At 45.3% G+C, this 13,599-nt stretch carries 9 protein-coding genes; 7 read left to right on the forward strand and 2 right to left on the reverse strand.

Features of this window, described 5'->3' with window-relative positions:
- Nucleotides 1-14 precede the first annotated feature (14 nt).
- Genes MusilaSJ_RS03095 through MusilaSJ_RS03105 form a run of 3 tightly spaced genes read left to right on the forward strand, consistent with a single transcriptional unit; the run spans nt 15 to nt 5,664 of the window.
- The gene (locus MusilaSJ_RS03095) at nt 15-1,421 is read left to right on the forward strand and encodes a TolC family protein (RefSeq protein ID WP_274988616.1); all 1,407 of its coding nucleotides are present in this window, start codon (nt 15-17) and stop codon (nt 1,419-1,421) included.
- Nucleotides 1,418-4,582, forward strand: coding sequence for an efflux RND transporter permease subunit (locus tag MusilaSJ_RS03100; RefSeq protein WP_274988617.1), 3,165 nt, complete (start codon nt 1,418-1,420; stop codon nt 4,580-4,582). Before MusilaSJ_RS03095 ends, MusilaSJ_RS03100 begins: the two co-directional genes overlap by 4 nt.
- Nucleotides 4,579-5,664: an efflux RND transporter periplasmic adaptor subunit gene (locus tag MusilaSJ_RS03105; RefSeq protein ID WP_274988618.1), complete on the forward strand. Its 1,086-nt coding sequence runs from the start codon at nt 4,579-4,581 to the stop codon at nt 5,662-5,664. The genes MusilaSJ_RS03100 and MusilaSJ_RS03105 overlap by 4 nt, the downstream gene beginning before the upstream one ends.
- A 149-nt stretch (nt 5,665-5,813) precedes the next feature.
- On the opposite strand, the gene MusilaSJ_RS03110 is transcribed toward MusilaSJ_RS03105, so the two are convergent.
- Both MusilaSJ_RS03110 and MusilaSJ_RS03115 read right to left on the reverse strand, forming a co-directional pair.
- Complete coding sequence (locus tag MusilaSJ_RS03110; protein ID WP_274988619.1) at nt 5,814-8,474, reverse strand: carboxypeptidase-like regulatory domain-containing protein; 2,661 nt, start codon at nt 8,472-8,474, stop codon at nt 5,814-5,816.
- Nucleotides 8,471-9,379: a GLPGLI family protein gene (locus tag MusilaSJ_RS03115; RefSeq protein WP_274988620.1), complete on the reverse strand. Its 909-nt coding sequence runs from the start codon at nt 9,377-9,379 to the stop codon at nt 8,471-8,473. Before MusilaSJ_RS03115 ends, MusilaSJ_RS03110 begins: the two co-directional genes overlap by 4 nt.
- A 174-nt stretch (nt 9,380-9,553) precedes the next feature.
- Between MusilaSJ_RS03115 and MusilaSJ_RS03120 the strand changes: the two genes are divergently transcribed.
- From MusilaSJ_RS03120 to MusilaSJ_RS03135, 4 genes are all read left to right on the forward strand, one after another.
- Nucleotides 9,554-10,762 carry a sensor histidine kinase gene (locus tag MusilaSJ_RS03120; protein ID WP_274988621.1) on the forward strand — a complete coding sequence of 403 codons (1,209 nt, stop codon included), beginning with the start codon at nt 9,554-9,556 and terminating at the stop codon, nt 10,760-10,762.
- The gene (locus MusilaSJ_RS03125) at nt 10,759-11,448 is read left to right on the forward strand and encodes a LytR/AlgR family response regulator transcription factor (RefSeq protein ID WP_274988622.1); all 690 of its coding nucleotides are present in this window, start codon (nt 10,759-10,761) and stop codon (nt 11,446-11,448) included. The genes MusilaSJ_RS03120 and MusilaSJ_RS03125 overlap by 4 nt, the downstream gene beginning before the upstream one ends.
- 200 nt (nt 11,449-11,648) lie before the next feature.
- Nucleotides 11,649-12,230 carry an RNA polymerase sigma factor gene (locus MusilaSJ_RS03130; RefSeq protein WP_274988623.1) on the forward strand — a complete coding sequence of 194 codons (582 nt, stop codon included), beginning with the start codon at nt 11,649-11,651 and terminating at the stop codon, nt 12,228-12,230.
- 78 nt (nt 12,231-12,308) lie between these two features.
- Entirely contained in the window at nt 12,309-13,460 is a 1,152-nt protein-coding gene (locus tag MusilaSJ_RS03135) for a FecR family protein (RefSeq protein ID WP_274988624.1), read from the forward strand.
- Nucleotides 13,461-13,599: the final 139 nt, after the last annotated feature.

Here is a 13,599-nt window from a genome sequence, read left to right on the forward strand (position 1 = left end):
TAAATTTATATATAGTGTATTCAAAAAACTATTCGAAATTTTATCAGGCTAAAATCTCAAAAATTATACTGTTGATGCTGGCCATGGGGGTGTTTTGTCAGCAGCTTCATGCACAGCAAACCGGCGGCGTTTACCTTGATTCCCTGCTCAGCACGGCGGCCCGTAATTATCCGCTGATTAAAGCCAAACGTTTGCAGACCAAGGGATTGCAATATGCCGTTAAATTACAGCAAAACGGCATCATTCCTTCTATGAATGCATCTTACCAGGTAGATTACGCTACTTACAACAATATTACGGGTATGATCTATCCGCAATACATTACACCTATCAGCGGCCCGCCAAGCAAATCCAATGATTATAAAGGCACGTCGGGAAGTGCTGCGGCGCTGAACCTGCAATGGGAGCCTTTTACCTTTGGGCAGCGCGGAGCAGCCGTTGAATTGGCCAGGGGAAGACTCAAAAACGGGCAAGCCGACGAAACGCTTACTATTTTTCAGCATAAGATATTGGTGATCAATGCCTGGCTCAATTACCTGCTTACGGCCGACCTGGTTAAAGTTTATCAAAGCAATATCAGCAGGGATGCTTATCACCTGAAACAATCACAGGCTGTTGTATCAAGCGGGTTAAGGCCTGGCACGGATTCATCTACCTTTCACGCCGAACTGGCTAAAGCGCAGATCCAACTTATTGCTTTTGAACGGCGAAGGGATTCATGCCTGATCGTTTTAAAAGAACTTACCGGGGGGAATTTACCTGGTGCCCCTGTTGCGGATTCTGCGATGTTTAGGAGTCTGCCTGTTGTTGCGCTCAATGCGGATGATGCTGAACATCCGGAGGTTAGCTTACAAAAAACCAATGTACTTACCAATGAATTAACCCTGAAAACCTACAAAAGAAGCCTTTTGCCTAAACTAACTATCTGGAGCGTGGGTTATGGCCGCGGATCAGGCGTAGCCGCCGATGGTTCGGTCAACAACAGTGATGGATGGCGTTTTGAGCGGTATAATTATGGTATCGGCGCACAGCTTTCTTTTCCTATCCTGGAAGCATTTCGACAGAAACCATTATTCAAACAGCAACAGTTGAATATTGAGGCCAGCCGGGAGCAGCTTAAACAAACTGAACTGCATTTGAACACCGAACGGGAAATAGCAGATTCCGCTTTAACAAAAGCTATACAATCTGCCCGGCTGGCCCCGGAAGCATTGAAAGCTGCGCGGTACGCCTACCAGGCCATACAATCCCGCTATCAGTCGGGGCTCATCGGTTATTATGATGTGATCCAGTCCCTGCAATTGCTTTACCAATCGGAAGCTTCGGTTAAGATCGCTTATTGGGAAGCCTGGAAATCTTTATTAACTAAAGCCGCTTACCAGGGCAATATAGATGTCTTTTTAAATCAATACGGAAAATGAATATCATCCAGCTTTTATATGGTTCATTAAGAAAACCGGTAGCGATCATTGTCGCCGTTATCGCCATTGTTTTCTTTTCCGTAATTTCTATTCGCAATATGCCCGTGGATATTTTTCCAAAACTGGGCACCCCAACCATCTATGTGGCACAAACCTATGGCGGCCTGTCTGCGGAGCAATTGGAAGGTTATATTACATCTTATTATGAGTACCACTTTCTGTATGTTACCGGCATCAAATCGGTTGAAAGTAAGACAATACAAGGCGTAACCCTGCTGAAGCTGAACTTTCATGAGGGTACGGATATGGGCCAGGCCACCGGTGAAGTTGTGGCGATGGTGAACCGGGCGAGGGCATTTATGCCACCGGGTACTATATCTCCCTTTGTTACCCGTTTTGACGGCGGCAGTGTACCGGTAGGGCAACTGGTATTCAGCTCAACGCGCTCCCTGTCTGAAGTGCAGGACCTGGCCTTGTTTAAGGTGAGGCCCATGTTCTCAACCCTGCCGGGTGTTTCTGCTCCGCCGCCCTTCGGGGGGAACCAGAGAACCGTGCTCATTAAAGCCGATCCTGATAAATTACGCAGTTACAATGTTACACCCCAGGACCTGGTAACCGCCATTGCCAAAGGGAATGTCATTACCCCCTCGGGCAACATTCGTGTGGGCGACCAAACGCTGATCACGCCGCAAAATACGGTTGTGGAAAATATCCAGGACCTGGCTAATATTCCTATCAAAACAGGGAGCGGCCCGGCTGTTTTTGTACATGATGTGGCCGCGGTAGATAATGGGGCTGATATTACATCAGGTTATGCACTCATTAACGGCAAACGCTCCGTGTATATTCCTGTAACCAAAAGGGCCGATGCTTCTACCTGGGATGTGGTTCAACGGGTTAAAGCGGCATTGCCGGATATGCAGGCTGCCATACCGCCGGACATCAAAGTAAGCTATGAGTTTGACCAGTCGGGCTATGTCATCAATTCGATAAAGAGTTTAACTACAGAAGGGATATTAGGCGCCGTACTCACTGGCCTCATGGTACTGTTATTTCTGCGCGATTGGAGGGGATCGCTCATTGTGGTACTTACTATTCCGCTGGCTTTGTTATCAGCGGTTATTTGTTTGAAATTATTCGGTCAATCCATCAATATCATGACTTTAGGCGGCCTGGCGCTGGCCGTTGGTATTTTAGTAGATGAAGCCACCGTTACTATAGAAAATATCCATCATCACCAGGAAAAAGGCGAGCCCAAAGGTCGGGCGATACTGGAAGCTTCTAAAGAGATAGCGTTACCCAAGCTGTTAATATTGCTATGTATCCTTGCGATATTTTTTCCGGCATTTTTTATGTCCGGTATTCCCAAAGCAATGTTTTTGCCTTTATCCTTAGCGGTAGGTTTGGCCATGATCGCGTCATTCCTGCTTTCACAATCCTTTGTCCCGGTCATGGCCAACTGGCTTTTTAAGGATCATTTGAGCGAAAACGCGAAAGAGGGTGAAAAGATGAGTAAATTTAAAGACCGGCATGGCAAATGGCTGAAAAAAGCCGCCACCGCATCTACATTGATTGTTACGGTATACCTGTTGGTATCTGTGGTTGCCGCGGTTTTATTGTTCAATGTTTTAGGAAAAGAATTATTTCCTAAAGTTGATGCAGGCCAATTCCAGGTTAGGATTCGTTTAGCCGATGGCACCCGTCTTGAGCGTACTGAAACTAAAACCAAAGCATTGCTGGCTCTGATAGATAGTTTATCGGGCGGGCAAAAAATAGCCATTACTTCTGCCTTTATCGGCAACCAGGGTTCGTCATACCCTGTTAATGCCATCCACTTATGGACAAGCGGCCCCCAGGAAGCAGTTCTTAAAGTCAATTTCGTGGAGAATGCAGGCATAAATCTCGAAGATTTTAAGGAAACTTTGAGAAAAGAAGTGGCCCTGAAAATACCCGGTATGCAAATTTCCTTTGAGCCGTCGGACCTGGTAGACCAGGTAATGAGCCAGGGCACCAATACTCCTGTACAAATCAGGATATTATTGGGTAAGAACCTGTTGCAGGACAGGGAATTTGGGCAGCGGATCCTGGATCAATTACACAAATTGCCTTACCTGCGTGACATTACCTATGGCGCACCTCAAAGTTATCCCGCCATGAAACTGGAGTTTGACCGGGTTCGGTTAGGACAATTAGGTTTAACTGTGGATGATGTCGGCAAATCACTGATCGCGGCCACGTCTTCCAGCAGGTTTACCCAGCCCAATTACTGGCTGGATAAAGCTAATGCCACTGCTTACCAGGTGCAAGTGCAGGTGCCCGAGTTTATCATGAACGACCCTGGTAAGGTAGATAATATCCTGTTGGGCTCAAATGGCGGCAAACAGGTGTTTATGCGGGATGTGGCAAGTTGGAAGATGGGTAGGATAGAAGGGGAGTATGACCGTTTAAACCAAAAGCGTTTTATCACACTTACGGCCAACCTGCACGGCAAATCGTTAGGCGTGGCCATCCACGACATTGATAAGATTATTGCAGGTTTAGGGAAGTTGCCCGATGGTATGAAGATCCAGCAGCAGGGCCAGGCAGAAGTGTTTCAGCAAACATTTGATGAACTGCAAACAGGTGTGCTGTTGGCCATTGTTGTGATATTCCTGTTGCTGGCCGTTAATTTCCAATCATTCAGAGTCTCATTGATCGTGATCGGTATTATACCAGGCGTATTGACCGGGTGTTTTTTTCTGCTGTGGCTAACGGGCAAAACCTTAAACATTCAATCTTACATGGGTTGTATTATGGCCATTGGCGTGGCGGTGGCCAATGCTATCCTGTTTATCATACAGGCAGAAAACTATCGTAAACTAAGAACCGAAAATTCATTTTTGATCGGGATCAGGGATAGGACAAGGCCAATCCTGATGACCGGCCTTGCAATGATTGCCGGGATGGTCCCGATGGCATCGGGAATAGGTGAGGGCGGTGATCAGACCGCGCCTTTAGGCATAGCGGTAATAGGCGGGTTATTATTCGGGTTGCTCTTGAGCCTGTTGATTTTACCGCTGATCTATCATGCCGTAGCCGGCGACCGTCCGGTTAAGCTAATTTCACTGGATCCCGACGATAAGGAAAGCAAATACTTTATCATTACCGAACCAAACGCATGAAAGCATTACATACATATTTAGGATTAAGCCTGCTGGTTCTTGGAGCTTGCGGCAGCAATGAAAATAAGACGCCGGGAGCTACGGTAGCGCAGGCAAAACAACCTGTAGAAATCGTTGAGCTTAAAGCTGATAAAGTGAGCAATAAACTCACCCTCACCGGGGAAATTATACCAAACGACCGGGCCAATATCTATGCCCGTACAGCCGGTTATGTAAAAGATGTAAAAGTTGACATTGGCAGCAAAGTAAGTAAGGGCCAGGTGCTTTGTATCCTGGATGCGCCGGAGCTAAAAGCCGGCGAGGCGCAGAGCCGCAGTAATAGTCAGGGAGCTTATTCTAAATTCCAGTCCAGCAAAAGCATTTATTCACGGTTGTTAAAAGCATCTAAAACACCCGGCGCCATATCAGATAATGAACTGGATATTGCCCGCAATCAAATGAAAACAGACAGCTCCGCTTATGAAGCTTCTAAAGCTGCCAACCAGGCTAACCATGCATTAGAAGATTACCTGGTTATCCGGTCGCCATTTAACGGAGTAGTTACCGCGCGTAATATTTTTAAAGGCGATTATGTGGATAATACAGGTAAGATCCTGCTTTTTACAGTAGAGGATAATTCGTTGTTGAGGATCCAGGTACCGGTACCGGAGGCTTACAATGCTACTAAAATAGAAGATAACCAGGCCTCGTTTACCGTTTCCGCTTTGCCGGGAGTTGTCTTTAAAGCCAATCTCGCACGGAAATCGGAGGCGATCAGCTCAGACACCCGGAGCGAAACATGGGAATTTAGTTTCCCCAATCAAAAAAAACAGCTTAAGCCCGGTATGTTTGCCCAGATCACCTTAAACGTTGATCGCCCTGATCCTGGCTTTACGGTACCTTACAAGACTGTTGTAACCACACAGGAACGCAAGTTTGTGGTGAAACTGGTAGATGGCAAAGCGAAATGGGTAGATGTGAAAACGGGGTTTACAGGCAAAGAAAAAGTAGAAATTACAGGTGACCTGAAAGATGGTGACAAACTGGTTAAACAGGCCAATGAGGAAATGAAAGAAGGCTTAATCATTCCTGTTAAGCAATAGTTTATCAATACTCCTAACGAAGGATTCGAGCGTAATCCGTCCCTTTTATGTCCAACCTGATTATATCAATTGACGGAGCAGAAAGCCTGTAAACCGCCCGGTGTTCAACATGATAATTTCGCCTTTATTACCGATAAAGGACAAGAAAGTCAAAGATTAAACAGCACCTTAAGTAGTATAATCCTTCCCGGAAGCGTATATGAACTGGCTGTGAGCGTATTGGCTGATAAATAAAGCGCGTTGTAAGTTTTAACATTTAAAAAGTTGTTTGCACTTAGCTGCAGGTCGGTTTTCCATTTGTTGATCCGGTATTTTACCGAGACATCTGCAAAAAAGTATTTCAGATCAGCGTTGCCCTCCTGGCGGGTAAAATAATGTTCGCCTGTAAGATTGAGTTGTATAGCTTCGATGGGGTCATAATTTACCGACGCCTTTTGCACCAACTGGTTCACCCGAAAGGCAGAAACCTCCACGGAGGAACGGCTGGCTGTTTGCATTAAAGTGGCGTTGTAGTTGAAATTTACAGCATTACTCACTTTGGTAGCTGCGCTCACCCTAAAGGTTTTGGATATGGTGTTGAACGGCAGCAGCGCGTTATTCTGTATCTGCACCGAACGGCTGTTTTGCCAGGTTACGGCCCCGCTGAACGTGGTACGAAGCGCAAATGAGTATTTGCTGACGCTGCCGTTTAGTGCCCAGGAATCGGTGCTGTTGGAATAGGGCAGCACTATGCTCTGCTGTAAATTATTGGTAATGATGCTCGACGCGATGTTATTGGCCCCGGTATGGCTGTAAAGTGCGCCTACGCTCCAGAAAAAAAGGGTCAGCGCTTTGCGGTAGCTAAAACCTCCGCCCGCCTGTTGAATCTGCTGCCAGGTGAGGCCTGTATTATTGGCATTAAGTGTGCGGTAATTGGTCAGGATGTATCCGGGGTACACATTCTCAATGCCGCTGATCTGATTACTATAGGTGTAAAACAGGTTCAAATAATTTTCTGCGCTTACCTGGTATTTAGCCCTGAATTGGGGATTAAAATATAGGCGTGTCAGGCTTTTATTCAGTGCAAATGAACTTTCGGAATAAGTGATCTGCCGGAGTGTTGCCGGCAGGCTCAGGGTAGCTTTCAATACCGTTCCGGGCAGATCGTAGCTTGCTTCGGCATAGAGCTTTTTTTGAGTCCAGTCCACATGGTTGCGGGCACTGTCAGATTTTAAGTTAACGCTGTTGTTGTTTTGTACAACGTTCAGTGCAGAAGCAAGCGTTTGCGATTGCAGGCTAAAGCCCACCCGATAGCTTTGCGTGAATAGATTTGACGGTATCTTGAACGCAAAATAATTGTTGGTGTACCAACTGGGTATATTTACATTTTGTACCAGTTGCGCATAAGGCACATTGTTGTTAAATATAGATGCATTATACCCCGGGCCGATCACGAGGTTCTCTGGCCCGGCGGAGTGGCTGATGTAAGAATAAGCCTGGATAATTTGATTAGACTTTAAAGCTCTGATCAAATTGAATTCATTCGAAAAGGTTAGTGTATTGTCCTTTAACACCTGGTTGACTATGGAACTATCGGTTTTCAAACCCGAATAACCGGCGATATTTTTTTGATCTATCAGCAAGGCATCGTTCAGGTAATATTGAGCCCGGTTGATATTCAGCACAAACTGAGTATGAAAAATATCAGGAACTGAACGGTTATGTTGCGTTACGTGAAATCTTACCGTATCTCCGGGCAAAAATACGCTGGTCTGCTGGCTGTAATCCTGTTTTTGCGTATCGTGAACATAATAAGCGTTTACCCTGAGCTGCATATTGTTTTTTAGGTTGACGAGGTTGTTTACACTGACGACACCCGACTGGTCAAATAAATACCGGTTTTGCTCCAGTTGTGGGGTGTTTGCCGCCCCCAATGAAAGCACCGCCACGGGCAGGCCATTCTCTGCCTGCTGGTTATGTGATAACAGGTCCTGTTGCACATCATAGCCGGTGTTGTTGCCTGCCAGATAATTGATCGCCTTATAGTTGTCCTTAAACATCATGGCGTTTAAATTCACGTCGTAATTCCGCGGCAATCCGGCCCCGAGGCTTTCCTGGCCTATCAAATGTAGCTTTGCCCCATTTTTAAACGTCAGGTTCAGGGCTACATCTTCGCTCATCACTTTGTTTTGCAATACCTTTACGGGCTGGTTATTCTGAATTACCTGTACATTGTTCACAACTCCCTGAGGGATGGTGTTGGTAGCAATGCCGTATTTATCGTCGAGCAGGTTATCGCCGCCGATATACAAAGCGGAGATCGGCTTGTTGTTGTAGCTGATAGTGCCGTTGGCAGCAACAGTTATGCCCGGCAGTTTTCTGATCACATCGCCTATCGTCCGGTCCTGCGGATTAGCGAATTCAGATACTTTGTAACTCAGTGTATCCCCATTGATACGTAATACAGGGCGGCTGCTTTTAATAACTACTTCCTGCAACTGAGTAGTTCCTACAGCAAGTTTAAAATCAACCGGGGTATCAAGGTTTACGATGTTTTTGACCGAGATTTTGTAACCGATGCAGCTTACCTCTATTTTCAGGCTGTCTGCAGCGATACCAGCCGGAAGCAGCAAGGCAAAGCCGCCCTTGCTATCAGTTATAGTGTAGGCTATAATGGCATTACCTGTACTTTTCTTCAGGCTAACAGTTGCATAGGGTATTGCCTTGCCGGTGGTATCTTTTACAGCTCCCTTTACCGTTTGGGTATAACCGGCTGTAGCGGATAAAGTGCATAAGAGCACCAAGGCCAAAACCCTTATCAAACATTTCATTTTTTTTCCGGTAATTCTATTGGGTTAACATTTTGTGCAGGGCCGCCGGCGATAGCTTTAATAACATGGTCACCTTGTGTATTGGCGCCATCAACCGCTGCCATGCCTTGCGAAAGAGCATTGGGGTTCTTCTGCATACCAGCTTTCAGTTTGTCAAAGTCCTTTTGCGTGGCTTTGATCGCCCTGACCGGTGGCGCTATGATATTTGGGTTATCATCCAGACCCCGCAATATCGGGGGAACATCTTTTTCAGCTACACCAGGGCCGGCTATAGGTTTTACTTCTGCAAAAACCACCTTTTCTATACCGTCAAACTGAAATATCACCTCTTTTTTTGTATCATGCGCATCTATGATAACGCCAGGCAGGCCGTTTAACTTCCAGGGCCCGGTACGCACGGTCAGATCAGGGCAAAACCATACGATATAATCCCGGCCCTTAAAATGGCCGGTGGCTTTCTGGCAGTGCAAGCCGCCGAAAGTTGCTGTGTCTCCGCTGATCTTCCAGTCGATGGCCGGCATTGGGCCTTCTATAAGGTATTCGCTGGCAAGAATATAATCCTTGGTTAACAATTTCTGCTCATTTGGGTACAGGAAATATTGGGTATGCATACTTGCGCCACTCCTGTCGATCATCACACGCCCATCCGGACCGGCGGCCGTCGCTGCGACATAGGCTTTTCTAAACTGCTCATCGGATACCATCCCGTCATAGCTCTTATAAACACTGGCGGTTTTGCCGACCAATAAAGCCATGTTTTCCGTATAGGGGTGAGCCGGGTCTGCGGGATTGGTAACATGGGTGAACCTGTAATGGACCAGCACCCGTGCCGTATCCGGATGTTGAGCCTTAGCGGTTAAAGCCAGCAGGACGAGCACTGCGCTTGAAAAGATAAATCGTTTCATGATTTTAATGTTTTTTCGGGCAATGGTAGGCAGCCATTCCCGGCTGCTCAAATTTTTGTGATGAACGCTCCGGATTATTTATCCGGCAAAACGGCCGGGCGGCATCATCACAAAAACTGGCCGTTCATCACATTCTTTGCCGGTGACTTGTTATAAGGATTACATTTGTTTTATATGATTGCGATTAAGAAAAAAGACTGGATAGAGATAGTGCTTCACATAGCCTTCTGGATAGCTGTTTTCTATACATTGGTATTGCTAACTGTGCCTCATATCAAAATGCGGCTTGATCATAACGGTACTATTATGGAAAAGGACATCAGGCATGTCTTGTCGCCCGGTGTTTTTTTTACGCTTGGCCTGCTCATGGTATTGTTCTATGGCAATGCAGTTTGGCTATTAAAAAAAGCGCTTCATTATAAAAACATATTGATAAGAGTGATACTGCCGCTTGTTTGGCTTGCTATCATCCTGCAGGCAAATAACTATCTTCAAAACCAGCTACCCTCACACATTGAGAGAGATGACCCTGTTGTAAACATTGTGCAGCAGTTGCCAAACAAAAAACAGCTCACCATCCGTGGGTTCGTGTCTGATTCGGTAACCAGTATACCGGGGCATCTTGGCCACATACAAAAAGACAGGAATGTCCGCTCTATTGTATTACCCGATGGTGGTTTCTCAAATATGATATTGTTTATATTCATTATTGTTTTCGGCCTTTCTATAGCTTATTTCTTTTTAAAAGAATGGGCCGGGACCGAAAAATTCCGTGCAGAGCTGGAGGCGGTTCAGCTGGAGACAGAGCTTAAATTCCTTAAGGCGCAGGTGAATCCGCATTTCCTGTTCAATACGCTCAATAACCTGTTTTCGATGGCCTTAAAAGAAGGGAAAGGCAACCTTGCCGACAGGATCGCTAAATTATCGAACATGATGCGATATATGTTGTATGAAAGTAATGATAATGTACCGCTTGTCAAAGAGATTGAATGCCTTCAAGATTACCTTACGCTTCAGGGAATGCGTTATGCCCCGAGCGAGATCAATGTTAGTTTTCAGTATCCGGATCCTGCCTCCATCGCTGGGGTACAGGTTGCGCCGATGCTGTTCATTCCTTTCCTGGAAAATGCCTTTAAGCATGGCGTGGCGGTTGGTGAACAGTCTTATATAATTATGAAGATTGGCATCATCACACAAAAGCTGGTTTTTAACTGCGAAAATACCAATTATAGCTCGGTTAAAAAGCTGGGAGAAAAAAGTGGGGGCATTGGCCTGGAAAATGTGAAACGCCGGTTGGAACTGATCTATCCCGGCAGGTATGAGCTGCGGGCCGGGCCGCAAAACGAAAGTTATTTGGTAAACCTTCAAATTGACCTTTCATGATAAGTTGCGTTGCTATTGATGACGAGCCGATGGCCCTGGACGTAATTGAGCTTTATTGCGCGGATTGTGACCTCGTAGAGCTGAAGGCGACTTTCCGCGACCCGTTAAAGGCTATGGCCTACCTGAAGCGGGAAAAGGTCGACCTGATCTTTCTGGATATCAACATGCCGGAAATGAGTGGGATGCAGTTGGCACAAACATTGTCACCGGCCCCGATGATCATCTTTACCACCGCCTATAGCCATTATGCCGTTGAAAGTTACAACCTTAATGCGGTCGATTACCTGCTAAAACCGATCGTTTTTGAGCGTTTCCAAATAGCTATCAATAAAGCCGCAAAAGCTGCTTCGCTGCAAAATAGCGATAACAATGATGATACTACTGTTTACCTGAAAAGCGGTTCGCAAACCTATCCGGTGAAGCGCAATGAGATTCTTTACCTGGAAAAAGACGGTAATTACATGACCGTTCACCTGAAAAACAAAAACATCCTGATCCGGGAAAATATGAGCAGCGTATTCGAGCTGGTGCCCGCCACGGATTTTATCCGGGTACATAAGTCCTATGTAATAGCGATAAAGCATGTTACGATGATTGAGGCACAACAGCTGACAGTTGGTGGCGAAAAAATTCCAATTGGGAACAGCTACCGGGATCTTTTGCGCGCCCGATTAAGAATACCATAATGATGACTTGTTTGGATAAACCACACCATATTGACCCCTTTTCGCCAATTTTGATTTGACCACTTGTACTACTGATACTCAATCTATTATTAGGAGTTTGCAAAACGGCGAAGAAGGGTCAAAGGGATTGGTATTCTACCGAAGTAACATATTTTGCAGTTTTTGTTAAATTTACGTTACATTCGTTATTTAAACCAATTATGTCCTCCACACGGATGCTTATTGACCTGGAGTTAATCGCGTTGTTAAAAAACGATGACAGGGACGCTTTTGCCGAAATTTATAAACGGTACTGGACAGTAATGTACATGCATGCGCTAAAAATGATCAGAGATGAAGATGATGCCAGAGATATTGTTCAGGAGGTGTTTACTGCATTATGGATCAAAAGACAATCAATAAGCCCTGATACCAATTTAGCCGGTTTTCTTTTCATCTCAACAAAAAATAAGGTATTAGACCTGATAGCCCGAAATCGGGTAAAATTTGAATACCTCGATTCGCTGGCTGCGTTTGCCGGAGCCCACAACAATCAAACATTGGGACGTATAGAGGAAAAGGAAATCATGGCGGCTCTGGATAGAGAAATAGTATTACTGCCCCCCAAAATGAAGCAGGTATTTGAAATGCGGATCTATCAGCATTGTACTTATAAAGAAATAGCTGATGAGTTGAACTTATCCGACAAAACCGTGAAAAAACAGATCAGTAACGCAATTAAGATAATTCGGCCCAGGCTCCAGCATCTTTCAGCAATCGTATTGATTTTATCGGGTCTATAAAATTTCTTCATTTTTTTTCATTTCTTCTACTACTTCGCTCCAGGCTGGCCGTTTCATTAGATAACAGCTCCAATAGCCATGACCAGGGAACAAGCACAGGAATTATTAAACAAATATCAACTCGGCAACTGCACACCAGAAGAACAACAACTTCTTGATCATTGGTATTTAACCGAAGCAGCTAAGCAACCTGTAGCGGATGAGCCTTCCGATCCGCTGGCAGATGAGAAACTAATATGGGACAGGATTGCTAAAGAAATTCCTGAAGCAACGCAAATGAGGCGCTTTAAAAAATGGTATTCAATTGCCGCGGCGGCAGCTATCCTTATTTTTATCTCGTTTGGAGCCTGGTTTTTTACAAAATCGCATCAAACTGCTAAGCAGCTGGCCCAACAATCTCCTATTCAAAATGATGTTTTACCGGGCGGCAACAAAGCTGTTCTTACGCTTGCTAATGGCAGGCAAATTATATTAACCGGCGCCCGTAACGGTGCCCTTGCTGTGCAGGGCACTGTGGCGATAAACAAAACAGCCGATGGCCGGATTGTTTACAATTCGTCGAAGAGTTCGGCATCAGACAACGCCGAAAAGCCTGTTTATAACACAATGACCACTCCCCGTGGCGGTCAGTACTGGGTTGTTTTGCCTGATGGTAGCAAAGCGCTGCTAAATGCAGCTTCTTCATTAACCTATCCAACAAACTTCAGTGGTACAGAGCGTAAGGTAGAGCTTACAGGCGAGGCTTATTTTGAGGTGGCGCATAATCCTGACAAACCATTCAGGGTTTACAGCAAGTCGCAGGTAGTAGAGGTGTTGGGCACACACTTTAATATTAATACTTATGATGATGAACCTGACATTAGAACAACCCTGCTTGAAGGGAAGGTAAAAGTAACGTCAGTTGTCAAAAATCAGGTCAGAGTTTTAAAACCAGGTCAGCAGGCTGTTCTAAATACTTATTCATTTAATGTAAATGATGTTGATGTGGAGGATGCAACAGCCTGGAAAAACGGCACTTTTACATTTGAAAACAATGATATACAACAGATCATGCGCATGGTTTCAAGGTGGTATGATGTGGATGTAGTATATAAAGGCACCCTGCCTGCCGATAAATTTACCGGTTTTGTATCCAGGTTCAGCAACGTTTCTGAGGTGTTACGCATGCTGCAGCTTACCCATAAAGTAAAGTTTAAAATCGACGGAAAACAAATAACAGTATCAGAATAAACTTACCCGGTCAAACTAACCAGAATAATTACCTAAAAACCAAAAAAGTATGAGCAGAACATTACAAACTTAACCCTCACAGTTGGGTGCTCAAAAAAAACGTGAAAGTGTACCACCACTTTCACGTCAAGAGTTTGAG

The sequence above is a fragment of the Mucilaginibacter sp. SJ genome (genome assembly GCF_028993635.1).
GTDB lineage: Bacteria > Bacteroidota > Bacteroidia > Sphingobacteriales > Sphingobacteriaceae > Mucilaginibacter.